The organism is Mycobacterium gastri, assembly GCF_002102175.1.
Lineage (GTDB): Bacteria > Actinomycetota > Actinomycetes > Mycobacteriales > Mycobacteriaceae > Mycobacterium > Mycobacterium gastri.
Genome location: NZ_LQOX01000116.1, coordinates 1 through 25,649, shown reverse-complemented (window position 1 = coordinate 25,649; position 25,649 = coordinate 1). Strand labels below are relative to the sequence as shown.

The 25,649-nt window shown below is 62.5% G+C and carries 12 protein-coding genes and 1 pseudogene; 10 read left to right on the top strand and 3 right to left on the bottom strand.

Translation table 11 applies throughout. The features are described 5' to 3' along the window. Positions 1–187: 187 nt before the first annotated feature. The 5 genes from AWC07_RS15620 (at position 188) to AWC07_RS15600 (ending at position 5,097) form a co-directional block, all read left to right on the top strand. The gene (locus tag AWC07_RS15620; RefSeq protein ID WP_244187603.1) at positions 188–706 is read left to right on the top strand and encodes a helix-turn-helix domain-containing protein; all 519 of its coding nucleotides are present in this window, start codon (positions 188–190) and stop codon (positions 704–706) included. Further along, complete coding sequence (locus AWC07_RS15615; protein WP_244187602.1) at positions 706–1,146, top strand: DUF6036 family nucleotidyltransferase; 441 nt, start codon at positions 706–708, stop codon at positions 1,144–1,146. The genes AWC07_RS15620 and AWC07_RS15615 overlap by 1 nt, the downstream gene beginning before the upstream one ends. 280 nt (positions 1,147–1,426) lie before the next feature. Further along, positions 1,427–3,802: a DEAD/DEAH box helicase gene (locus tag AWC07_RS15610; RefSeq protein WP_085105134.1), complete on the top strand. Its 2,376-nt coding sequence runs from the start codon at positions 1,427–1,429 to the stop codon at positions 3,800–3,802. Between the two features lie 579 nt (positions 3,803–4,381). After that, complete coding sequence (locus AWC07_RS15605; protein ID WP_036412996.1) at positions 4,382–4,792, top strand: type II toxin-antitoxin system RelE/ParE family toxin; 411 nt, start codon at positions 4,382–4,384, stop codon at positions 4,790–4,792. Then, positions 4,789–5,097, top strand: a complete 309-nt coding sequence (locus tag AWC07_RS15600) for a helix-turn-helix domain-containing protein (protein ID WP_036412992.1) — start codon at positions 4,789–4,791, stop codon at positions 5,095–5,097. Before AWC07_RS15605 ends, AWC07_RS15600 begins: the two co-directional genes overlap by 4 nt. 229 nt (positions 5,098–5,326) lie before the next feature. Here AWC07_RS15600 and AWC07_RS15595 read toward each other — a convergent pair whose 3' ends face one another. The 3 genes from AWC07_RS15595 to AWC07_RS15585 are packed head-to-tail and all read right to left on the bottom strand — an operon-like array spanning position 5,327 to position 8,248. After that, positions 5,327–6,397: a DUF3644 domain-containing protein gene (locus AWC07_RS15595; protein ID WP_036412990.1), complete on the bottom strand. Its 1,071-nt coding sequence runs from the start codon at positions 6,395–6,397 to the stop codon at positions 5,327–5,329. Next, positions 6,394–7,530, bottom strand: coding sequence for an ImmA/IrrE family metallo-endopeptidase (locus tag AWC07_RS15590; RefSeq protein ID WP_036412988.1), 1,137 nt, complete (start codon positions 7,528–7,530; stop codon positions 6,394–6,396). The genes AWC07_RS15595 and AWC07_RS15590 overlap by 4 nt, the downstream gene beginning before the upstream one ends. Continuing rightward, entirely contained in the window at positions 7,523–8,248 is a 726-nt protein-coding gene (locus tag AWC07_RS15585; protein WP_036412986.1) for a hypothetical protein, read from the bottom strand. The genes AWC07_RS15590 and AWC07_RS15585 overlap by 8 nt, the downstream gene beginning before the upstream one ends. Positions 8,249–8,591: 343 nt before the next feature. Between AWC07_RS15585 and AWC07_RS15580 the strand changes: the two genes are divergently transcribed. From AWC07_RS15580 to AWC07_RS15560, 5 genes and pseudogenes are all read left to right on the top strand, one after another. Further along, the gene (locus AWC07_RS15580) at positions 8,592–13,745 is read left to right on the top strand and encodes a DEAD/DEAH box helicase (protein WP_085105133.1); all 5,154 of its coding nucleotides are present in this window, start codon (positions 8,592–8,594) and stop codon (positions 13,743–13,745) included. Next, entirely contained in the window at positions 13,742–16,621 is a 2,880-nt protein-coding gene (locus AWC07_RS15575; protein ID WP_085105132.1) for a helicase-related protein, read from the top strand. The genes AWC07_RS15580 and AWC07_RS15575 overlap by 4 nt, the downstream gene beginning before the upstream one ends. Further along, on the top strand, positions 16,618–20,730 hold the full coding sequence (locus AWC07_RS15570; RefSeq protein WP_036412889.1) for an Eco57I restriction-modification methylase domain-containing protein: 4,113 nt from the start codon (positions 16,618–16,620) through the stop codon (positions 20,728–20,730). Before AWC07_RS15575 ends, AWC07_RS15570 begins: the two co-directional genes overlap by 4 nt. 102 nt (positions 20,731–20,832) lie before the next feature. Then, positions 20,833–24,294: an SIR2 family protein gene (locus tag AWC07_RS15565; RefSeq protein WP_167380086.1), complete on the top strand. Its 3,462-nt coding sequence runs from the start codon at positions 20,833–20,835 to the stop codon at positions 24,292–24,294. Between the two features lie 112 nt (positions 24,295–24,406). After that, positions 24,407–25,567, top strand: a pseudogene (locus AWC07_RS15560) (type II toxin-antitoxin system RelE family toxin); the annotation flags it as partial. Positions 25,568–25,649 lie beyond the last annotated feature (82 nt).

Here is a 25,649-nt window from a genome sequence, read left to right as displayed (position 1 = left end):
TCGTGACAGCCTGCGTCTCGGCTCTTGGGCCGCTGGTATTTCGCACCGGCGATCACCCGCCGTCTGCTGGCGTGGTGCCATTGCAGCGCTCGCCAAGGGAACTCCGACTTGTACGAGCCGCGCGACACGCGCAGGCCCCAAGCCGCACTTACGAGGTTTTATAGTAACTATTGCTATAATCAGCGTTATGCGCGACCACGGTGAGCTACTGCGCCGAGCGATGTCCGAGACGGCGACTACCCAATCGGAGCTCGCGCGGCTGAGCGGCGTGCATCAACCGAGTATTAGCCAATTTCTTTCCGGCAAGGTCGATCTCAGTGACGATCAACTTGATCGCCTGGTGTCGTGCATGGGTTATCGCCTCGAAGTAGTCCGACGAACCGTCGTTCCTGAGCTAACCCGCTCTGAATGGCGGTCATGGAAATTGCACCGACAACTGTCGCGACGCCTAACGCGGTCCACCCTCGCCCAATGGCGGCCAACTATCGTTGCCAACCTGGACCGGCTGACCCTTGGTGTACGAGGGCAACCACACATCCGCAACCTCGACCGATGGAAGACATTGCTGGACCACGGGGACCTCAGCGGCTTGCATCGTGTTCTGACCGGACTCGACCGCGACTCGATCGAGATGCGCGAAGTCACACCCATGAGCGGACTGCTCCCCGAAGCAGAGCGCATTCAAGTTTTGCAGGAAATCAGTTAATGCGGCGCGACCAATTGGAACACGCGATCCGCGCCGCCTGCCAGATCGCTCGCCAACTCGAGGTCATCATCGTCGGGTCACAGGCCATACTCGGTACCTATCCCGAGGACGAACTTCCAAGGCTCGCGACAAGATCCCTCGAAATCGACGTCCTGCCCATTACCGACGACAATAACGAGACTATCCGCTTGGCCGACCTCATCGTCGGCGCTGCCGGTGAGTTTTCCACATTCGAGCAACTACACGGTTTCAGCATCGACGGCGTCGATCTAACAACATCAGCGCTCCCCGAAGGCTGGCGAACGCGACTAGTGAAGGTACAAAACGAAACACGGCCGCACCATCCGGTCAACCCCAGTACATCGGCTGGTGCCTGGACAAAGAAGACCTCTGTGTCGCAAAGCTGTGTGCCTTCAGGGAAAAGGACCGCAACTTCGTAGACGCCCTCATCGCTGACGGCCTGGTTGACCCGCAGTTAATCGCCGCCCGCATCGCGACCGTCCCAGCGCGCTATGCCTCTAGGATCGAGCGTGCAACCTCCTGGCTCGCGCACCGTACGCAGTCCGATCAATGACAGTGACGCCATCGCCGGCGACGATGAGTACAGAAGCGGTCGAGATGACACTTGTAATGCCGGAACACAAAGACGATCGCTTCGTGGTGGGATCCCAGGCCAGCCATGAGTGGCGTCGACATTGGGGTTTCACTTCCTAACACCGCTTGAGGAGGCCGGCCGTTAGCGCCACCGAACAATTTCCTGGCGAACTCGACACGTTGCGCGCGGACAACGTGCGGTTGCGGCGTTTGCTGCGGTTGAGCGAGGAGCAGGCACGTGCGGCTGCCGGTGATCAGGCGACCCTGACCGGTGCGCCACAAGCTCCGGTGAGCATGGCCTCGAGCCCCACCGACAAGGTGCGGTTCTTCTTCGATCTGTTCCGTTGTCGCACTGACGTTTACGCACTGCGCTGGGAGGATCGACGGGATGGCCGATCGGGCTGGATGCCAGCGATCAAAGGCTACTGGCGCAAAGGCATGAACCGCGCCGACGCGCCGTACCTACCGCTAACCCCAGAGGTCGTCGGCGCCCACCTGCGGGGCGAGGTCCACATCGGCTTGTATCCACTCGGCGATGATGACACCTGTTGGTGGGTGGCGGCCGACTTCGACAAAGAAGCGGCGATGCTCGACGCGCTGGCCTACCTGAAAGCCGCACGCTCACATCAGATCCCGGCAGCGCTAGAGGTATCGCAATCCGGCCGGGGCGCTCACGTCTGGATTTTCTTCGCTCAGTCCACATCGGCATCGGTTGCGCGGGGCATCGCGACAAGCCTGCTGGGCGAAGCATTTCGCCTGCGGGGCAGCATGCGCTTGAGCAGCTATGACCGCCTATTCCCATCGCAAGACGTACACATCGGCCGCGGCCTGGGCAATCTCATCGCCGCACCGTTGAACGGCAAGCGCCGCCAACACGGCACAACCGTCTTTCTTGACCCAGGAACCCTTGAACCGTATGACGACCAGTGGGCCTATCTCTCCAGCATCGCGCGGCTGTCCGCCAACGACGTGACAGCGCGGGCCCGCGACCTGCCAGATCCACAGTTCGGCCACAACGTGCGCCGATTGCAGCTACCGATCTCATCGAAAATTGTCCCCCGCCCGGCAGCGATCATCCGCGCCACGTTTGCATCACGAATCACCCTGACCGCCAACGACCTTGGCCCAGCAATGATCTCCGCCGTCAAGCATGCCGCCTCGATACGCAACCCCGAATTCGATGCGCGCCAACGCGCCCGACGAAGCACCTGGGACACCCCGCGTTTCCTCTACAGCTACGACGAAACCGCCGACGGCGACCTCGTCCTCCCCCGAGGTCTCCATGCTCTGCTGACCGAACTCGTCGACTCCGCCGACAGCACACTGCGCATCGACGACAAACGCCAACTCGGCGCGCACCACCACTTCACCTGCGCCACCACACTCCGCGCCACACAATCCGCAGCACTGCGGGAGCTTCTCGCCGAGGACACCGGAGTCCTGGTCGCGCCACCAGGCACGGGCAAGACCGTAATCGCCTGCGCTGCGATCGAATCGCGCGCAACTTCCACTGTTGTCCTTGTCGACCGCAAGGCCCTGGCCGACCAATGGCGCGACCGCATACACAGGCACCTTGACTTCAAATGCGGCCAGATCGGCGGCGGACGATCGAAAACAACCGGAGTTTTGGACATCGCCCTGCTACCCACCCTTGCCCGCCGAGACAACATCGAAGAACTCACCGCCAACTACGGATTCGTCATCGTCGACGAATGCCACCACGTCGCGGCCAGCGCCTTCTTCGCTGTTCTGAGCAGAATCCCCGCACGCAACTGGCTGGGTCTTACCGCCACACCCGAACGCCGCGACGGACTCGAAGACCTGATCTATCACCAACTCGGTTCACACCACGTCACCATTGACGGCCCGAGCACCGGCCAACTACCGGTAGACGGCTCCGATCTCCTGACACCGCACCCCGTTCTGCATCTGCATCCGACCCGATTCCGGTACTCCGGCGACGCTGACCCAAGCGCACCAGGCGGAATGGCCGGGATCTACCGCGCGCTCGTCGCCGATCAAGATCGACTCGACCAGGTTGTCGGCGACGTCATGAGCGCCGCCGGCGAAGGAGCCAACATCCTGGTTCTCACCACATGGGTGGAACACCTCAACGCGATCGCCCAACGGCTCCGAGCAGCCGGCAAGACCGTCACCATCCTTAGCGGCGGCATGAAGGCACGCGAACGCCGCCAGATCACCGACGAACTCGCCAACCACACGCCCGAGTCTGGACCACTTCTGATCGTCGGCACCAGCTCGTTCATCGGCGAAGGATTCGACTGTCCGGCCCTGGACACGCTATTTCTCGCGGCGCCAATCACGTTCAAGAACCGACTGGTCCAGTACATCGGGCGCATCGTTCGGCCCTACCCGGCGAAGGCCTCTGCCACCGTGCACGACTACCACGACGAACTCACACCCGTCATCGCCTCATCACTGAAGAAGCGCGCGCCCGGTTACGTCAAGATGGGATTCCCCGACCCACGCCGACAGACCTGAACGCACCACCTCACCGATTCGGGCTCAACCCATTCGTCCGCACCGTGACAATCAGCGGGGCCGCCGCCAAGCTGCGATGTCCGGCGAACTCCCAGTGCACAGTCTTTGATACCCCGCGAACTTGATTTCGGTGGCGCCAGTGTCACAACTCAACCAGAACTACCGGCCGGGCCGGGCAAACGAATTGGGTCCTAGCGGCGCAGCTCAATCCAGCCACGGCGCGCGCACGGCAACTGTCAATCAAGCTGTCAATCAAGCCTGCATTTGATGGTGCGATCGAGTGATCAACACGGCAGCTGCCCGGTAACAAGCAAAAATAGTGCTTGACCTGCAAAAACATGAGTCGCGCTGACAGGATTTGAACCTGCGACCACTTGACCCCCAGTAAATTGGGGCAACGCATTTGCCCAGCTCAGCGCCCATAACTTGCTGAAAGCCGACCGTGCATAACGTGCACAGACGCGCAGGTCGTTCAGCATCGCGCATGGCGCGTGGTCCCTGGGTGGTCCCAGCGGGACCCCCGGCTGCCTAAGGGAATCATCTCTAACTGATATCAGTTAAAGCTGATAATATGCCATGGTGCGGAGATGGGAGGTCGATCTGACCCTCATCGAAGCATGGATCGACACCCTCGATGACGAGGAATACGACAACGTGATTGCGGCTCTTGAGCAATTGGAGGAATACGGACCGGTCACGCGCCGACCGTTCGTAGACACGCTCGAAGGATCAGAGCACCCGAACATGAAGGAGCTTCGGCCTCGCGCCACGAAAGGCGGAGCGCACATACGAGTGCTCTTCGCCTTCGACATCCAATCTCGGGCGATCATGCTGGTCGCCGGAGACAAGGCAGGAAATTGGACAAAGTGGTACGCGACGAACATCCCCACCGCCGATCGCCTGTTCACCGAACACCAACAGAAGCTAATAAAGGAGGCTGAAGCGGCCAAAGCCGCCAAGCCGAAGACAAGAAAGGGGAAGAAACGATGACCTCGCTTGATGATCTTCGACGTCGCCGTCCGGGCAACCGTGCCCGCATTGACGCAATCAAGGACGAGATGGATCGCGAGGTTGCCCAGTACCGCCTCCGCGAGCTGCGCGAAGAAGCTGGTTACACCCAGACCTCCCTCGCAGCAGCCATCGGCGTCGGACAGAACCGCGTTTCCCAGATGGAGCACGGCAATCTGGGCACCAGCCGGGTCGACACCCTCCGCAAGTACGTTGAGGCGACCGGCGGTGAGCTAGAAGTTGCGGTGAAGCGCCCAGACGGGTCTCGCGTCTTATTGAGCCTCTGATATCGCCGGGGAATTCAAGGTAAACCGTGGTCCGCTCGCAGCATCCAGATACTGTAACTCTCTGCCAAAATTGGGCACAGGGCAGTGGTAGCGCCAACGTGACGTTTAACCAGTAGCTGGACATCGTTGAGGCACCGGCCCCAGCGCACAGATCTGATTGCGGCGCAACATGTTCGCCGGCGGGCGATGCGCGGTGTCGCGCCCGCACCCGCTCGGGACCGGCCACGGTCTACTTCTTTCCCGTCGCCGGAAGCGCCCGGTACTCGGCCCAAATCTCGTCGGCGGTCTTGATGCTCAAGAGATCCTTGATTCGCCGGATCGCGTTTTGCGAGTACCGCTGGTACTTGACCTTGCCGATCGCGACTTCTTTGTAGCAGTCTGGATCGTCCTTGATCCCCAGTATCCGGATGGCGGCAGTCGTCTTGTTAGTCGTCAGCCCTACCTTCTTCGCGAGTTCGTGGTGCCCGAGGTTGTAGAAGCCGAGTTCGTCAACCCGCTTTAGAGCGATTACGCCAGCTCCCGGGGTGCCTTCGGGCACGACCGTGACCGGGATACCCTCCTTCTTCGCGATGCGGAGGCTCAATGCAGGACCCACCCCGTCTGTCTGGAAGGTCACCGCAGCGAGCCCGGGGAAGAGCTGGTCGAACGTCTCCCCGCCTGTCAATCGCAAACCCAACTTCCGCAGTTCGGATTCGCTCGGCTGCACGAATTGCCCTTGCAGTGCGCCATCGATGATCGCGAGGCCACGCAACTTTGCCTCTGCCTCCGGCCTGTGTCGTCTTCCCGGGGCGAGGAGCTGCTTCACCGTGTCCAGCTCGGTCGCAAACATTTCCAGCGGGTCCACCGGCACGATCGTCGACACCGGAAGCACGCGGGATGGAAGCGAGTTCGCGAGGTCCTCCGCAAAGACGTCCTTCAGTACGTCGCGAAAGAGCGTCACTCCGGACTGGGCGTGGAAGTAGAGCTGCCCCTCGGAGAGGTCCAAGAGGTGGTGCTGAGCTGCGTCTCGGAGGCCGTTGATCGCTTGGAGGACCAGCGCCTGCTCTTCCGTCAGAAACGGAGTGTTAGACAGAGCCTGTCGGACGCACTTGTCGAACCCGATGGTGTTTGGCTCTCGGCGTTCACGGATCTTGCCTCCCTTTGCCAAAATGCCTGCCTTGAGCAGCATTTCGAAGGAATGATCGAGGAAGATTAAGACCGCCTGGCTCCGGCCTACTTCGGAGACTCGGTTGAAATGGTCGATCGAGAGCAGAATTGATGAGATACCTTTGTCCTTAAGGAGTTTCGCCTCCTTCTTCACGAGGTCTCCGCACCCCGAACCAGCGAGAGCGTTGGTCGCGGATCACACATTCCGAGCATCTCGCGGACATGGGCGGGCTTCCACTGCAACTCACGGGCGAGGTCGCCAATCGAGAAGCCTGAGTTCTCGGCAACTCGTTGGGCTTCCTGCAGAAGCATCGGCAATTCGCCCGGGTACGAGGCGACCGGCTCGGCGGCGGCGAAAGGCTGAAGGACCCTCAGTCGCCGATAGGCACGTTGGACCGACGACTCAGAGACGGTACGAAGTTCGCCCATCCGCCGGACCAATGACTCGATGGAAACCCCCCACGTTCGGCCAAGGCGGTCGAGGGCCGCGAGATCCATTGATCGTGGCAAGTGCGGTGAAATCTGTTCAGCCGGAGTAAGGAACTCTGCTGCAAACTGATCTGCTTCTCGCTCACGGCGCACGTCGCCAGGAGCGAGGTCACGATGCAACAGTAGGTGCCCCAATTCGTGGGCGCAGGTGAACCTGTACCGGTAGATGGTGCTCGACCGCTCGGGAGTCACCACGACGATCGGACGCTCGCCTAACCAACTGGTTGAAAATGCATCGACTGTCGCGACTTCTGACCGACTCAACGCGATGATCGTGACGATGATCCCGCGACTTTCCATCGTCGCGGCCAAGTGCCTTACCGGCCCCGACCCAATCCCCCAGTGACGTCGAAGCAGTTTGGCAGCACCGACTGAACTCATACCTACGGGAACCTCGGGCAAATCGAGGTCGGGAAATCGGACGCGCTTCTCCAGAGCGTGAGCGAGCTCCCAGACCTGCTCGACGTAAGCCGCTGCCCGACTTCGGTCAATCGCGCGCGTCGCACGAAGGCTCCGAAAGTGCGCGTTCCCGGCGTCAAGCTCGGCCAGTGGCCGACCGGTAGCGAAAAAGTTGACCGGCACCTCAAGTTTCCGCGCGAGGCGTTCCAGAACGTCCGGCCCCGGCTTCGTTACGCGCGCCTCGTACTGACCGATCAGCGCAGCTGACACACCCACCTCCTTGGCAAGGTGAGCTTTCGTCCACGCTTTGAGAACCCGCGCTTGTCGAAGCCGAGACGCTTCGAACGACTTGACCACACCGGAGCCACAGAAGAGGTCGAGCTGGACGTCGTCAGGCATCGCAAGACTCGGTTTCCCTCAGTTTTACGACTCGCGACGGAACCTCGCCGGACGCGAAATCACCGGGCTCGTGAGTACCGACGACGAAAAGCTCACCTTCCCCTATGTTGAGCTTCTCGTGAAAGTCGCCCCAGTGCAGGTAACCGCGCTTGTCAATGTGGCTGACCAGTCCCCACTCAAGCGAGTGCAGCCCATCTACTGAGCTGGCATACGCGATCACGACTGTTGACTTCGCGTCCGCTAGCACCTGAGCGAGGTTGGCAGCTCTGCTATTCAAAATTTCAACATCCTCGTCAATGAGGTGCGATCGCTCGATCCCGAAGTCGAACTGCTGCGGCAGCTCGGGTCGAGTCTGCTCAAACAAGGCGAGCCGTGCGCCCGAAGTGGCGAATCGCTCAGTATCCGCTGATGACGCGTGGCCAAGGGAGTAACGCCAGGCAAAGATGGCCACCCCGTTGACGATCACGACGCGATAGTTGGCACCTTGCGGCGTGAACATGATCGCTCCCTGGAGATGACCAAAAGCCTTCTGCAATTCCTCGAACGCGCCGCGCCAGATCTGCCCGTAAACACCTCGCGAGATCTGTCCCGATACCTCCTGCGCGTCCGCCATGCGTGCGTGCAAATTGGCAAATAGATCGGGAATCTGGTCACGGATCAGCGGGCCGTCTGCGCCAAATAGTTCGAGGCACCGAGTCCGTTCATCGCTCTTCACCACGCGCTCGATCCTTCAGTAGGGGGTTCGCTCTGGGACAAAATACTTCAGAATTGCACCGAAAAACGTCATTGGGCTTTAGGGCGTGTCGCCTGAGCACGCATCGTCGGGGACACATGGTGTGGTCTATGAGCCATTTTTCGGGCCCGCGGCCGTCGAGCTTCCAGGTGCATGCAATAGGAGATCCCCCCGGAGCAAAGAACCGCACTATTGCGCGGAATGCCACTCGCGACCTCCCACCGCCACCGGAGTAATGGTGGCCGAAGACAATCACCGTCACTGTCGGCCCTGCAAAGTAGGGTCAGGTTTGTTTGGTGCTTGACGCAGACGGAAGAGGGGCCGCCGCATGGATGCGTTCGGTGTCCTCGACGAGGTTCTGGGCGACTACGAGAACTTCGTCAAGGGCTTCCTGGAGATCAAAGACGACCAGATTCGCAGCAAGGTCGAAAAGGAGATCGCCGACGGTCTGCTGTGGCCGGAGCCCTGGCTTGCGCTGAACCCGGCGTTCGAGTCTGGCGGAGCAGTCAGCGAACTGGTCCAACACCAACTCCTGCACCCGGATGCGATCCAGATCTTCCGGGCACGAACCGAGCAAGACCCGCTCGGCCAGGAGATCGCCTTCCATCGCCATCAGACCGACGCCTTCGAGATCGCCAACCGCCGCGAGTCCTACGTGCTCACCACCGGCACTGGCTCGGGCAAGTCAATGTCCTACATCGTGCCGATCGTCGACCGGGTGCTGCGCGAAGGCTCCGGCAAAGGCGTGCGAGCCATCATCGTTTATCCGATGAACGCCCTGGCCAACAGCCAGCGCAACGAACTGGAGAAGTTCCTCGGGAAGACGAAGCCGAAGGTCACCTTCGCGCGGTACACGGGGCAGGAGAACCGCGAGGAGCGCGAGCAGACCCTCGCCTCTCCCCCGGACATCCTGCTGACCAACTACGTCATGTTGGAGCTGATGCTCACCCGCCCGAAAGAGCGCAAGAACCTCATCAGCAGCGCCGAGAACCTGTCATTTCTGGTTCTCGACGAGCTGCATACCTATCGCGGCCGACAAGGGGCCGATGTGGCGATGCTGGTCCGCCGGTTGCGCGGTGCCGTCAAGTCGAATGACGTCCAGTGCATCGGGACCAGTGCAACACTCGCCGGTCCGGGCACCAAGGCTGAGCAACGCCAGCAGGTCGCCGAACTGGCGACCCGGATCTTCGGCGTCGAGATCCCCGTGGCCAACATCGTCGGGGAAACCTTACGACGTGCGACGACGGGCGAGGCCGACCCGGCCGCGTTGACGGCACGGCTAGCAGCACAAGCGCCTGCAGAGTGGGAAGAACTCAAGGCCGACCCACTGGCCGTCTGGATCGAACGGCATTTCGGTCTACATGCCGACGATGAGGGCAAGCTGGCCCGACGGCCGCCTTCCAAGCTCAGCGATGCCGCCACGAAGCTGCACGGCGAGACCGGCGTGGACGAGTCGGTCTGCCGGGAGAAGCTGCAGGAGCTACTGCTTGCCGGCTCGCGGGCCCGCGACCCGCAGGGCCGTTCGCTGTTCGCCTTCAAGCTGCACCAGTTCATCGGCAAGGGCGACACCGTCTACACCACCCTGGAACCCCCGGCGAAGCGCTTCCTCACCACCCAGTACCAACGCAGCGCGCCAAACAGGCCCTCGGGGCAGCCGCTGTTCCCACTGGCATTCTGTCGTGAGTGCGGCCAAGACTTTCTCGTCGTGAACCTGGAGCGCGGCGGCGAGAGCTTCAGCCCCCGCATCCCGAATTCCGACCTTGTCGAACATCCCGACGCCGACGGTCTGCTGCTCCTGACAGAGAAACCCTGGCCCGATCCCCACGACCCTGCATTGCTCGAACTTGTCCCTGAGGACTGGCTGGTGTCCAGCGGGTCCGGACAGGTTCTCGACAACGCTCGTATCCCGAAGCTGCCCAACTCATTACGTGTCGACGAATTCGGTACGATCACCGATGACGGTATGCCGGTGGCGTTCTTCGAGCGACTCGAATTCTGCCCATCGTGCAAGACGAGCTACGAGAGCACCCGCCAGTCTCAGTTCTCCCGCGTGGCCAGTCTTGGCACCGAAGGTCGCGCGAGTGCAGTGACGGTTCTCTCGCAGTCAATTGTCAGAGCCCTCAGAGGCGAGTCCGACCTCGACGACGAGGCACGAAAGTTTCTGGCGTTCAGCGATAACCGCCAGGACGCAAGTTTGCAGGCCGGCCACTTTAACGACTTCGTGCTGGTCGGGCTGATCCGCTCAGCCCTGTACCAAGCCGCCTGCGATCACCAGGAACAGAACCCCGGAGACCCGCTCACCGACGAGAACCTCGGACCCGAAGTGGTCAAAGCGCTCAGCGGGAAGAGCCTGAAGTTCTTCGCCCGCGACGAAGAAACCGCCGACGAGCACATCCCGCGCAAGAAGATCGCCCGCGCGCTGCGCGATGTCGTCACCTATCGCTTGTGGGCTGACCTCAAGCGTGGCTGGCGTATCACCATGCCCAACCTGGAACAGACCGGACAGCTGCGCCTGGCCTATGAGGGTGTGGACGAACTTGCAACCAACAACGACAAATGGTCAAGCTGCGGAGAGCCTCTCGCGAGCGCCAGCGCCGACACGCGGCGGGAGGTGATGCATGTCCTTCTCGACGAACTCCGCCGAAACCTCTGCATCGACACCGAGTTCCTCACCGACGAGAAGTTCGACGCCGTCCGGCGCGCCAGCAAGGAGTGGCTGAAAGACCCCTGGGCCATCTCCGATGACGCCGGAACCTACAGCGGCCTGGCCTACCCCGGTGGCCGGCCAAAGGGCGTAGCCGGGATCGGCGCCGACCTCTACCTGTCCGGGTTGGGCGCATACGGACGTTGGCTGCGGCGCCCCAATCGCTTCCCCAGCTTCCAACATGCGCTCAAGACTGCCGACGCCCAGGTGATCATAGAGAGCCTGATGGACGTCATGGCCGGCGCCGGGATCTTGGTGCGCATCCCGGTTCCCAAGCGGCCCACGGGCTACCAGTTGCGTGCCGACCTGATCGCCTGGCATCCCGGTGCGGGCGAGCATCGTGCGCCCGATCCCATCCGCAGTAATCAGACTGAGGGCAGGGTCAACCCGTACTTCCGCGCGCTCTACGCCGAAACTGCAAGAAAGCTGGTGGGATTGGAGGCCCGCGAACACACTGCTCAGGTTGAACCGTCCAAGCGCCAAAGACGGGAAGAAGAATTCAGCGCCGCCAGGCTACCCGTGCTGTACTGCTCCCCCACGATGGAACTCGGCGTCGACATCAAGAGCCTCAACGTCGTTGGCATGCGCAATGTCCCACCCACGCCGGCCAACTATGCGCAGCGTTCGGGACGTGCCGGACGGTCCGGACAGCCGGCGATCGCCCTGACCTACTGCGCTACCGGCAACGCGCACGACGCCTACTATTTCCGGCGCAGTCAGGACATGGTCGCCGGAGCGGTCGCCCCGCCGCGGTTGGAACTGGGCAACCAGGATCTGGTACGCGCCCACGCGCACTCGATCTGGCTGGTGAAATGCGGCCTGGACCTCAAAGCCAGCATGGTAGACCTGCTGGAGATCGACCAGCCCGGCCAGCCTTTGCGCACCGAGGTACTCACCACGATCGAATCCCCGTCGAGTCGCAGCGCCGCCATCGCCGCGATCACCGAAGTCTTGACGGCGACCACCGAAGTGACGTCGGCGCCGTGGTGGACGGAGACCTGGATAGCTGACACCGTCGATCAGGCGCCGACTCGGTTCAACCACGCTGCGGATCGGTGGCGTGGGCTGTACAACGAGGCGCAGACGGAGCTGGACCAGGCCAACGCGACGCTGAAAACCATTGGCGCGTCCGAAAGCTCGAAACAACGTGCCCGCGGCCGCATTTCAGAGGCGCGTGCTGCGCTCGACCTCCTCAAGGGCCAGGTCGACGATGTGCTTCAGGGCGATTTCTACACCTACCGCTATTTCGCCTCGGAAGGCTTTCTGCCCGGCTATTCCTTCCCACGGCTGCCGCTGTCGGCGTTCATCCCGGCGGAACGGCGCACCCGCAGCGGCGGGGAAGGAGAGTTCATTCAGCGGCCCCGGTTCATGGCGATCAGCGAGTTCGGCCCTGGTGCGTTCATCTACCACGAGGGGGCGCGTTACGAGGTCAACCGGGTCAGCCTGCCCGCCCGGGACGACGGCACTGGCGTCAACATCACCGAGATCAAGCGCTGCAGCGCCTGCGGGTACCTCCATGAATCCACCGACCCCGACCTCTGCCAACACTGCGGTGCGCCGTTCGCCCCGGACGCCACGATGGCCAACTTGATGCGGCTGCTGTCGGTCAAGACTCGTCGCCGCGACCGGATCAGCGCCGACGAAGAGGAACGCCAGCGCGCCGGGCATGAGATCGTCACGACCATTCGCTTTGTCCCGCATGGAGTTCGGGCCGGGCAACTCACCAGCACGATCACCGAAGGCGGACAAGAGCTCGGCACCATGACCTACGGCGACACCGCATTGATCCGCCGGATGAACGTCGGTCTGCGCCGCCGCAAGGACAAGGACGTCCGCGGGTACGTGCTGGACACCGTGGAGGGGCGTTGGTGCAAAGAGGCAGACCTGGCCAAGAACGTGCACGGTGAGGCCCCGAGGTATCAGCGAGTGATCCCCCACGTCGAGGATCACCGCAACGCGCTGCTGCTGCATCTGGACCCATCGATCGGTGCGGATCAGCGGATGGCCGCAATGTATGCGCTCAAACGCGGCATCGAGGCCGTCTACCAGTTGGAAGGCTCCGAACTTGCAGTGGAAGCGCTTCCCAGCAATACCGGTGACCACGCCTGGTCGCGGTTGTTGTTCTTCGAAGCCGCCGAGGGCGGCGCCGGCGTGCTGCGTCGACTTGCCACCGAAGACGGCCAGCTCACCCAGGTAGCGCGAAAAGCGTTGGAAATTCTGCACTTCGACCCCGACACCGGCGAAGACCTCCATCACGCACCGCATGCGATCGAGGACTGTGCACAGGCCTGCTACGACTGCCTGCTGTCCTACAGCAACCAATGGGATCACCAGCACCTGGACCGCCACAACGTCGTCGACCTGCTCGGACGACTTGCCGCATCCAGTGTGGCGGTCGGAGCGGGCGGTGAGGAGCGGGCGGCACAACTCGAACGCCTGACCAAGGCCTGCGACAGTGAGCTGGAGAAGGAGTTCCTCGCCATGCTGGAACAGCACGGCTTCCGGCTGCCTGACGATGCCCAGAAGCTAGTCGACGGATATTACGTCCGGCCGGATTTCGCGTACCACACCGACGGTATGGACGTGGCAATCTTTGTCGACGGCCCAGTGCACAACACCGCGCATCAGCAGGAGAAGGACGAGCAGGCACGCACGAAGCTCGAAGATGAGGCGGGGTGGCTGGTACTGCGCTTTCACTATGACGAAGCAGAGACCAACTGGCTCAAGACCATCGCCGAACACAGCGGTGTGTTCGGCAAGGCGAAGGCGCACGCATGACGACGGTCGACTATCCCGCCGGCAGCCTGGTCAATGCCCGCGGCCGGGACTGGCTCGTTCTCCCCGGCTCCCCCAAGGGCACGCTGCTGGTGCGCCCGCTCGGGGGGCACGAGCACGAGACCACCGTGCTGCTGCCCGAGATCGACGACTTCGCGGCAGCCACATTCGAACCACCGACGGTCGATGACCGTGGGGACGCCGGCCGGGCCCGTCTGCTTCGCGACGCGCTCAGGCTCTCGTTTCGCGCCAGCGGCGGCCCGTTCCGTTCATTCGCGCGCCTGGCTGTCACGCCCCGCAACTACCAACTGGTTCCGCTGATGATGGCGGCCAATCAGGATGTCACCCGGCTGCTGATCGCCGACGGTGTAGGTATCGGCAAGACGGTCGAGGCGGGACTCATCGCCGCCGAACTGCTGGCCACCGGGGAAGCGCAGCGCCTGGCAGTGCTGTGCTCACCCCAGCTGGCCCCGCAATGGCAGGGCGAGCTTCGGCATAAGTTCGGTATCGACGCGCAACTTCTGTTGCCGTCCACGGTCAACCGGCTGATGCGCGGCGTCCCGTTCGGATCCAACGTCTATCAGCACTACCCGTATCTGGTGATCTCCACCGATTTCATCAAGCAGAAGTCGCGCCGTGACGAATTCGCCTTGCTGTGCCCGGGATTGGTGATCGTGGATGAGGCGCATACCTGCGTAGCGCCTGCTGGCGTCGGCAAGTCCTCCCAGGCGCATCTGAGATATGCGTTGCTGCGCAAACTCGCCGACGACCAGCGGCGCCACCTGCTGCTGCTGACCGCGACACCGCACAGCGGCGACGACACCGCCTGGCAGTCGCTGATCGGCTTGCTCGACGACCGCCTGGGTGATCTGCCGGCCGACCTTTCCGGCCGCGACCGCGAAGACGACCGCAAACTGCTGGCCAAGTTCATGATCCAGCGCCAACGCGCCGATATCCGCGAGTACCTTCGCGGCGAGTTTCGGGAGGACACCCCATTCCCCGATCGCGAAACCACCGAGACCGCATACAAACTCACCGCGGGATACCGCCAACTGTTCGACGACGTGATGGACTACGTCCGCGAACAGGTCGCCGACCCCAAGCTCAGTGCGGTGCGGCAACGCGTCCGGTGGTGGTCGGCGATCGCGCTGCTGCGGTGCCTGGCCTCCAGTCCGGCCGCGGCCGAACAGACCCTGCTCAACCGTTCTGCGGTCGCAGCCGCCGACGACGAAGCCGAAGTGGACGCCTACGCCGAATCCCGGGTGCTGGACACCGATCTGGACGACACCCTCGAGGCTGAGGACGTCACCGTCGGCGCCGACACCGGGGAGTCCGACACACCCGACACGAAGAGCCGAAAGCGCCTGCGCGAGTTGGCGTCTGCCGCGGCGGCACTAAAGGGCCAGCGGTCTGATGCGAAGCTCAAGCGGCTCATCCCGCTGCTGAAGGAACTCCTCGACGAGGGCTACCATCCGATTGTCTTCTGCCGCTACATCCCCACGGCCGACTATCTCGCCGAACACCTGAGTTCAGCCTTGTCTAAGGTCAAGGACCTCAAAATCGACGCGGTCACCGGAACTCTCCCACCGGAGGAACGCGAATCCCGCGTCGATACCCTCAGCGCCCACGACGGCCCCCGTCTGCTAATCGCGACCGACTGCCTGTCGGAGGGCATCAACCTGCAGGACGGCTTCACCGCCGTCGTCCACTACGATCTCGCCTGGAACCCCACCCGCCACGAACAACGCGAAGGCCGGGTCGACCGGTTTGGCCAACAAGCCGACACAGTTCGCACCGTGACCTACTACGGCGAGGACAACGGTATCGACGGCATCGTGCTGCAGGTCCTCATCCGCCGCCACGAGCACATCAAACGCAGCATCGGCGTTTCGGTTCCGATCCCGGTCGATTCCACCACCGTGATGAAGGCAATCTGGGAATCGCTGCTGTTGCGCGGCAAGGAAGCCGAACAGTTGACCCTCGACTTCGCCGATGCCACCTCCAAGTCCCTGGCCGAACAAGTGGAGGTCGAATGGATCAACGCGGCCGAACGGGAGAAGGCGTCGCGTACCCGGTTTAGACAGGCCGGACTCAAACCCGACACCGTCGAACGCGCGCTGACCGAAGTGCGCCGCGCCCTCGGCGGGCCAGCTGATGTCGAAAGCTTCACCCGCACTGCGCTATCCATTATGGGTGCTCCGGTCAGCGACACCGACGACGGGTTCACCGCGATCATCACTGCGCTTCCCGCCGCGGTGCGCGATCAACTCCCGCCAACCAAGAACGGGCGACTGCAGTTTCACCGCTCGCTGCCCGTCCCGGCCGGGCACAGCGTGCTCACCCGCACCGACGCCACGGTGGACGCGCTGTCACGCTATGTCCTTGACGCGGCACTGGATTCCCGGCTCGACCCGGCGGCCCGGCCCGCACGCCGCGCCGGCGTGATGCGCACCCGAGAGGTCAGCAAGGTGACCACCTTGCTCATGGTGCGCCATCGGCTGGAGATCACCATCCCCGGCTCGGCCGGCACCGTCACGCAGGTCGCCGAGGAAGCCAAGTTCCTCGCCTTCGCCGCTAGCGGCGACGCCCTGACCTGGTTGCCGCAGGCCGAGGTAGACGCCTTGCTGTCCGTGACGCCGTCGGGCAATGTCGACGACGCGCTGGCCCGAATGCAGTTAGGCCGAGCGCTGGGGCGCGTGGACGCGCTCGCCCAGCATCTGACCACCGCCGGTACGGACGCGGCGAAGGACCTGGTGGTCGAACATCAGGCGGTGCGCAGCGCCTCCAAGGCCGGTGGACGCGCACCTACCGTTCGGTTCCTGCCACCGGCCGACGTGCTCGGCGTGTACGTGTTCCTGCCGGAATCGGGTGCCCGATGAGCGCGCTGACCGTCTTTCGCGCCGTGCGCACTGTCGGCACCGCGCTGCCCGCCGAAGCCGTCCCGCGGGCCAACGAACTACGCATGCCCGGCCAAACCGCCGACGCCTACCAGCTGTCACCGGGAATGGCGGTCAACGGTGCCATCGCCCGCGCGTGGGAGGCCATGCTCGCCGCGCACCGCGCCTGGCGCACCGCGCTGGAGCGGCTACCCGAAGGTGACGCCGCTACCAAACTCACTAGGGACAAGTGGCTGCTGCCCCTGCTCTACGAACTCGGCTGGGGCCGGCCCGATGTCGTCAGCGCCGGGCTGGCCGTACCCCCCGGACTCGGCGAGACCGAGGCGCCGCACTTCCCCGTCTCCCACCGCGTCACCTGGCCCGACGCCGCGAACGCCTCGGCCTGGGTCCCGCTGCACCTGGTGGGCGCTGGCATCGACCTGGACACCAAGACCGCCGGGGTGACCGCCCGGGCCCCCCAGGCCATGCTGCAGGACTACCTCAACCGCGAAGACCACGCGCTGTGGGCGATCCTGTCCAACGGCCATCAGCTGCGGCTGCTGCGCGACGCCTCCAGCCTCACCCGGCAGTCCTTCGTCGAGTTCGATCTCGACGCGATTTTCAGCGACCAGCTCTACGCCGACTTCCGCATCCTGTTCCTGACCGTCCACGCCAGCCGCTTCGCGCCCCGACTGGACGACAAGGTCGCCAAAGCCGCCAAAGCCACTGCCGACAGCGAGGATTCCGGTGAGGACGCCGAAGTCGAGCAGGCCGAAACCAAGCTCGACAACTGCTGGCTGGAACGCTGGCGCACCACCGCCATCGACGACGGCGCCCGCGCCCTGCTGAACCTGCAACACGGCATCGCGGCCGCCCTGCAGGAGCTCGGCACCGGGTTTGTCGCGCACCCGGCCAATATCGCGCTGCGTGAAGCGCTGGCCGCGGCCACCGACGCCGACCGCGACCTGCAACGCGCGCTACTGCGCATCGCCTACCGGCTGATCGTGCTGTTCGTGGTCGAGGACCGCGATCTGCTGCACCGCTCCGACATCCCGGAAAGCGCCCGCACCCTGTATGCGGACTACTTCTCCACCGCACGGCTGCGCCGCCTGGCCACCGAACCGATCGGCGGCTGGCATACCGACCTGTGGCACGCGCATCAGATCGTCACCGACGCACTCGCCGGCGACGGACTGCCCGCACTTGGCCTGAGCGGCCTTGGCGCCAGCCTGTTTTCGCGCGATGCGCTGAGCATCCTCGACGGCGCCCAGCTGCCCAACCGGGCGCTGCTGGCCGCGGTGCGCGCACTCGCCCAGATCGACGACCCGGTGACCGGCCTGCCGCGTCCGGTCGACTACCGCAACCTCGACAGCGAAGAACTCGGCGGCATGTATGAGGGGCTGCTGGCGTACACGCCGCGCTACCACGCCGACGAACGGGCCTTCACCCTGGACGTGTCCACCGGCAACGAACGCAAGAAGTCCGGCTCCTACTACACCCCCTCGGATCTGATCGCGTTGGTGCTGGACGAGGCGCTGGACCCGTTGCTCGACGAGGCGATTCGGGAGTCCGACCCCGAGCAGGCGCTGCTGGATCTTACTGTCGTCGATCCGGCCTGCGGCAGCGGCCATTTCGTTGTCGCCGCTGCCCGGCGTATAGCCTCCGCCTTGGCCACCGTGCGCACCGGGGAAAGCGAGCCCACCCCCGCAGCGCTTAGGGCGGCCACCGCCGATGTCATTGAACGCTGCGTCTACGGCGTGGACCTCAACGATCTGGCCATCGAGATCACCAAGGTGGCGTTGTGGCTGGAGGCGTTCGACGCCGACCGCCCGTTCCCGTTCCTCGACGCGCACTTCCGGGTCGGCAACGCACTGCTGGGCACCAGCCCGGAGCTGTTGCGCCACAATGTCCCCGACGCGGCATTCGTGCCGCTGGGTGACGACGACAAGACGTGGACATCCAAGCTCAAGGCCCGCAACAAGTCCGAACGCCAAGCCGACCAAGACCAGCTGATGCTAAGCTTCGGCCCCGAAACCCTCAACGTCGAAACCAGCCAGTTCACAAAGGCGGCGCGCGAAGCCGACACCGGCACCGTGGCGTCGGTGGCCGCCCTGCGCGCCCGCGCCGACGCCTGGCGACGACTGGAAGCCGACCCCGACTTGGTGGCCGCCAAACTGGTGGCCGATGCGTGGTGCGCGGCGTTCGTGCAACCGAAGACCGGAGCAACGAGCTCAGGCCAGGGCATCACTTATTCGACCGTACGCGCCTTATTCGAAGCCCCGGAGTCGGTGCCCGACACCATCATCACACAGGTCAATACGCTGGCCCGCCAGTATCGGTTCTTCCACTGGCACTTAGAGTTTCCCGGCATCTTCACCGTGCCCGACGACGGTAGCGCCGACGCCGGAACCGGATGGACCGGCGGGTTCTCCTGCGTTGTCGGCAACCCGCCATGGGAGCGGGTGAAGATCCAGGACAAGGAATTCTTCGGCAACGCCGGCCGCCCCGACATTGAAGGCGCAGGCACCGCTGCGATCCGCAAGAAGATGATCGCCAAGCTCGCCGACGGCGACCCCGACCTGCATCAGGCCTACCTCGCGGCACTGCGACAATCAGACGGCACCGCACACCTGTTGCTGAAGAGCGGCCGCTCCCCCTTCACCGGGCAAGGCGACGTCAACACCTACAGCGTGTTCGCAGAGACCATGCGCACCGTCATCAACCCTGACGGTATGGCCGGGATCATCACCCCCACCGGACTGGCCACGGACAAGACCACCGCACCGTTCTTCGCCGACACCTTGAGCAACCACCGGCTGTATGGGTTTTACGACTTCGACAACGAAGCCAAGATCTTCCGCGACGTGCACCACGCGTACCGGTTCGCGGTCACGACGATGACGGGAACGCAGCGCACGGTGCGGCGCACCAAGTTCGCGTTCCTCAATCGCCACATTTCCGATGTGCCCGAGAAGCGATTCCAGTTGGCGGCCAAGGAAGTTCTCGCGCTCAATCCGAATACCGGGACGCTGCCGATGTTCCGCAGCCGCAAGGACGCGGACATCACCCTCGGTATCTACTCGCGCCATCCCGTGCTTATCCGAGACGACGACCCTGGGGGCAACCCATGGGGGCTGTCATTCGCGACGTTGTTCCACATGGCCAACGACTCAGGGCTGTTCCACACAGCCGACGACCTCGCCGACGCAAAGTTCAATGGCTGGTCCTACACACGCGGCAACAAGGAGTATGTGCCCCTGTACGAGGCGAAGATGCTCAGCCATTTCGACTATCGATTCTCGACGTACAAAGGGGCGACGCAAGCGCAGTTGAACGTTGGCTCTCTTCCACGGCTGACCGATGAGCAGCATGACGATCCGGAGCAAGAGCCGCTGGCTCGGTATTGGGTTGAGCGAACCGAAGTGGACGCCAAGTTTGAAGACCGCTGGGATCGCCAGTGGCTACTGGGATGGCGAGATATCGCGCGCGCCAGTGACTCACGGACGTTTGTGCCCACGGTGTTTCCGGTCTCAGCAGTAGGCCATGTATTTCCAGTCGCGTTCCCGCATGATTCCACGCTCACGTTCCGACTTCACGGAGTCTGGTCGAGTTACGTGTTCGACTTTGTTGCACGACAAAAGCTCAGCGGAACCCACATGACTTACAACATTGTGAAGCAAATTGCATGCCCATCCCCTGAACAATTCCAAACGCGAGCCCCTTGGCGCCACAGTGAATACCTCGAAACATGGTTGAAGCCCTACGTTCTCGAACTGACCTACACATCACATCGCCTGAAGCCGTACGCCCAAGACCTCGATGACGACGGCACACCTTTCCGTTGGGACCCCGAACGTCGTGCTCTGCTCCGCGCCGACCTCGATGCCGGCTTCCTCCACATCTACGGCCTTGGCCGCGACGAAGCCGAACACGTGCTGGACTCCTTCCCGGTCGTCCGCAAGTACGAGGAGCGCGACTTCGGCGAGTTCCGCACCAAACGCCTTGTTCTGGAAGCCTACGACCGCATGGCAACGGCGATTACCAACGGGGGCAGGGGCTGGAAGTCGCTGGCCGAAATCCCCGCAGGGCAAGGTACGCGACATCATGTGTGAAACGCGCTTGATAGGACATCAGACTGCCCGTTATATGGCGGAGCGAACCGAGTTCTTACTTGACCTCAACTGCGTCGAGCATGTAGGTCGGGCACGATGTACGTGAGTGGCACTGATCTTCCGGCCGGTCTCATCGAGGCGCACGCGTCGGGCGAGTTAGTCATCTTCGTCGGGGCGGGTGCATCGATCCCGCCGCCGTCGGCATTGCCGAGCTTCAAAGACTTGGTCAGGGAAATCCGGGACACCAGCAAGCTCCAGACCCGATTCACCGACGAGGATCTTGACAACCAACCTCTCGACGAAATCCTCGGCAAGATCAACGACGACCACGGGGTCGACGTACACCAGCGCATACACGAACTGACTTCGAAAGCAGGCTCGCAGCCGAGCCCGTTACACGAAGCGATTGTTCGATTCGCATCCGCGTCGACCATCCGCATTGTCACGACGAACTACGACCATCACCTTTCTACGCAACTAGGCGACGAAGCGACGGGGTACCTCGCTCCCGCACTCCCCATGGGCGATGACTTCACCGGCATCGTATATATCCACGGTCGGTTAGATCAGGACAGCCGCCGCTTGGTCGCCACCGACGAGGATTTCGGAAAGGCCTACTTGACCGACGCGTGGGCTGCCCGATTCCTCGACCGCATGTTCGCTAAGCACCCAGTCCTGTTCGTGGGCTATAGCCACAACGACACAATCATGAAGTACCTCGCGCGAGGACTCGGCGGCAGATCGCACAATCGCTACGCATTAACCGCCGACGTGAATTCTCCACTCTGGAAGCAACTTGGCATCACACCAATCGAGTGTTCCTACGACGATCAGCCGGTGGTCCTCAACGACTGGGCTGCGCGGGCTTCGGAAGGGCTGCTGGGTCACCGCGCTCGTGTCAAAGCTCTGGTGGCCGAACAAGATCTATCACCTATTCCCGATGCCGTCTCATATCTCGAAACAGTGCTTGGAGACAAGAACACCGTACGATTCTTTACGGAGTTCGCGCGAGGCCAATCGTGGCTTCAATGGGTTTCCGGGAGACCTGAGTTCGCTACGTTGTTCTGGCCGGCACCAACCGTGGACCCGGATGTCACGCACGCTCTTGCAAAGTGGTTCGCCGACAACTACGTCAACGACGACGACGTATCGGACGTCGCGTTCCATCTAGTTGCCGAGTCCGGCCCGCATCTAGTTGACGACTTTGTGTTTGCGATATGCCGACAGCTTTCACTTCACAAAGGCCCGCTCTCACAACGTATGCGCCGCTGGCTCCTTCTCGTCACAGGACGGCACGAAAACCGTTCTCAGGTAACCCTTCTCGCATCGATACTTGACGACACAACTCTGGCTAGCGACCCAAAGACAGCGTTGTTCCTCTTCGACTACCTGGCCGAACCCCTGGTTGTAGCCTCCGGAAGACACTTTGGGGCGACCTTCGAAGCAACCACCCGAGAGAACCACTCTCTACTTCGCTTGAGTTGGGACACGGTGTACCGGCCCTTCCTCGATCAATACGCTAGCCAGTTTCTTGCGATTATGGATCGCCACCTTCGCCGGGCAGATTTGCAACTCACCCTCGCAGGCGAGTCTGATCGTCAGCGCCCAAGTCTATGGCGTCCGGCCATTTCCATTGCGGAGGACCACCAACCGGGCACACCGCTGGGGTTTCTCATCGATGCCGCACGAGAATCCCTTGAGTCACTTCTTGCAGCACAGAATGCAGAAGCCGATAGATACCTCGAATCGTGGGCCGACAGCGATGTAGTGTTGTTGCGCCGCTTAGCAATACATGGCTGGACGTGCCGCAGTGACAAGACTTCGTCAGAGAAGCTGCAATGGTTCCTCAGCACTGGATGGCTACACTCTCTCGATCTACGCTCCGAGGCGTCCCCGCTTATCACCGATGCAGTCGGTTCAGCGGATCACCAATCCGTGACAGCACTAATCGATGATCTTCTGGCACATTCTGGGAATGACATGTATGGGCCGTGGCGCGCTGCTGCCTTGTTAACCTCCATTAAGCAGGCCAACCCAAGCCTGGCAGGGATAGACGAAGCACTAGCGACCCTTGCGGCGTCTCATCCTGAGATCGCCGAACAAGACGATGGCAGCAGTTCGCAGGAACCATCGGCATGGGACATGTCACCGCCCATGGAGACCGAACAGCTGCACCAACAACTCGGTGAAGAGCCCGCCGCAACGGTGGGCGCGTTGATCGCCTGCGAGGCAGAGACTGCTAAGTGGGAGAATCAGAGACGTTGGGAGCAGCTCGCTGGCGCGATTAGCGCTCTCACCCAGCAATACCCAGAAGATGGCTTCGTGCTGCTTGATTCGATCGGATTGGGACACGAGGAGATTTCGAATGCGGTTGTCCGTGGTTGGGCTCAAACAGCTGATGAGTCCATCGCTCCCCAAATACTCACGCAAATATCGCATCTCGAACTTGAGCCGATCCTCAGGCAGGTTACCGCAATGCTCGGCGGCTTCGGCTCTCAGAGTCAACCACTCGGCTGGCACCGATTCGACGAGAGTGTCGAACTCGCCCAGATGTGCTGGGAAGCAACTGATCCTCAAACCGCCAGCGCATTTTCGGATGGCAATGACTTCCTGACCAACGCGATCAACCACCCTGCAGGCCAGTTGGCAACATACTGGGTGGACAGAGTCAGTCATCTCTGGCGAGATGCTGCCGATAGCTGGAACGGCATCCCACCCGACTTGGCTGATTATCTCGTGGAGCTGAGTTCGCACGGCGACAGCCGAAGCGAAGCCGTGAGAACCGTCTTCAGCGCCTACTTGGCGTTCTTCCACGCCGCAGATAAAGAATGGTGCAAGCAATTCTTGATGCCGATGCTGGACTGGAGCGACCCAAGCATCGCTCGGATGGCTTGGACGGGTTACCTTTCGCATGGGCGAGGGAGCGATGAACTCTTGGCGGATGGGTTCCTTGACCTACTGATACAGGCACTCGGTCATCGTCACGAACTTATTCCTCGGGCCTCACGCAACCTGCCTCTGCTCCTTGCCAAGATTGCGGTGGAATCTGGTGTCGACCCTGGTACGTGGATCAACAGCTTCGTCGCGGCCGGTTCTCGCACGGACCTGGTCGAATGGGCCCAAGACGTCGGCCATGAACTCGGAGCGCTCTACCCGGCTGTTTCCGATGCCCAATGGGGTCGCTGGATTCGCGACTACCTTACTGATCGCATCAGCAGCATTCCTAAAGCGCTTGCACCTGAAGAAGTGTCAGCTATTGCGGTCTGGGTGTTGTTCCTATCTGACTCGATGGGTGCCGCCATCGACTTACTCCTTCGAGTGCCATCGGCTGGGTTGGATATGCACAATCTGTTCCTGCACGAACTTCGAGACGAGCTGATGGAATGTGAGCCGGAGAGCCTTGCTCGGTTGGTCGGTTCGCTACTAGGGGCCACGACGGGTCAATTCTACGGCGCTCTTGACGTCCAGCGCGTTTATCGAAAGCTCAAGGATTGCGGCATCTCACCCGGTGCCCTGCGGGAAATTGCCGAGGCTGCCTTGGCATTGGGATTTCAGGTGGAGTGAAAATGAGTCGGCGCTTTGGGTCGGTGTTCTCGATGACGTGCGTCATGACCACGCCAGCGTCGACGGACCGGTTTCTCAAGTTTCGAACTCGGAAACTGTGTGGGAGTGCTGAATGCCAACATTAGCCATCGACAAGGGATTCATCACCGACCTAGCCAAAATGGAAAAGCCTGTCGTCAAGCGGGTGACCGAGGTCTTCGACGAGTTCGACACTGCCACACACACCGGCCTGCACTTGGAGAAGATCGCCAACGCCCGCAACCCGCGGTTCCGGTCCATCCGCATCGACCAGGCCTGGCGGGGCATCGTGCTCGCCCCCGTCACCGGCGACGTCTACACACTGCTCAAAGTGTTGCACCATGACGACGCCTACGCGTGGGCGCAGCGCAGCAATGTGTCAGTGAACTCGGCCACGGGCGGCATCGAGATCCGCGATGAAGCCGAACTCGACCGCCAGATCCCCGAGCGGGAACATGCCGCCAAGAACGCGGGCACCCCGATCTTCGCCCAAATCAAGGATGGCGAGCTAACCATGCTCGGCATCGACGAGAAAGTGCTCGCGTTCGCGCGGACCGTCACCGACGCCGCCCAACTCGACGCGGCGAAATCCTTTCTGCCCGAGACACAGTGGGATGTGTTGTTTGGTCTCGCCGCGGGTTTCTCCCCTGAGGAGGTGTGGGCAGATCTCGGTGCGCAGATTCTGAACGACCCCGTCGACACCGAGGATATCGACGCCGCCATCCTGCGCAGCAGCGACCGCGTCGTCCTCGTCAGCGGCCCCGACGAACTGATGGACGTCTTCGCTTACCCGTTCGCCACCTGGCGGGTGTATCTGCACCCCACCCAGCGAGCCGTCGTCGACGCCGCCTACAAAGGCCCGGCCCGCGTCACCGGCGGCCCGGGCACCGGCAAGACCGTCGTCGCCCTGCACCGTGCCCACATGCTCGCCAAGCGCGGAGACGGCAAGGTGCTCGTCACCACCTTCACCTCAACGCTGTCCGAGACTCTGCAATCCGGCCTCGACATGCTCGTCGACGACGAGGAAGCCGAAAGCCGCATCGAGGTATCACACGTCGACCGGATCGCCCACCGCGTCTTCCGAAGAACCCACGGCGCACCACATCTGCTCGGCTCCGCAGACGAGAAAGTGTTGTGGGCTGGGCTGATCGACGAACTGGGGCTCACCTTCACCGCGGTCTTTCTGTCCGAAGAATGGCGACAGGTGGTCCTTGCCCGGCGCATCAGCACCGCCGATGCCTACCTAGGAACGCGCTGAATAACCTGTCCATTGTTGGTCGTGTCTGACGGCTGTGCGCGGTGTGGCGTGTGATGATGTTGTGGTGCAAGGGATTACG

What these genes read in the sequence shown, in the direction of transcription:
- AWC07_RS15590 (WP_036412988.1), bottom strand. Translation starts at nt 7,530, where the DNA reads ATGCCTGACGACGTCCAGCTCGACCTCTTCTGTGGCTCCGGTGTGGTC.
- AWC07_RS15615 (WP_244187602.1), top strand. Translation starts at nt 706, where the DNA reads ATGCGGCGCGACCAATTGGAACACGCGATCCGCGCCGCCTGCCAGATC.
- AWC07_RS15600 (WP_036412992.1), top strand. Translation starts at nt 4,789, where the DNA reads ATGACCTCGCTTGATGATCTTCGACGTCGCCGTCCGGGCAACCGTGCC.
- AWC07_RS15580 (WP_085105133.1), top strand. Translation starts at nt 8,592, where the DNA reads ATGGATGCGTTCGGTGTCCTCGACGAGGTTCTGGGCGACTACGAGAAC.
- AWC07_RS15620 (WP_244187603.1), top strand. Translation starts at nt 188, where the DNA reads ATGCGCGACCACGGTGAGCTACTGCGCCGAGCGATGTCCGAGACGGCG.
- AWC07_RS15570 (WP_036412889.1), top strand. Translation starts at nt 16,618, where the DNA reads ATGAGCGCGCTGACCGTCTTTCGCGCCGTGCGCACTGTCGGCACCGCG.
- AWC07_RS15575 (WP_085105132.1), top strand. Translation starts at nt 13,742, where the DNA reads ATGACGACGGTCGACTATCCCGCCGGCAGCCTGGTCAATGCCCGCGGC.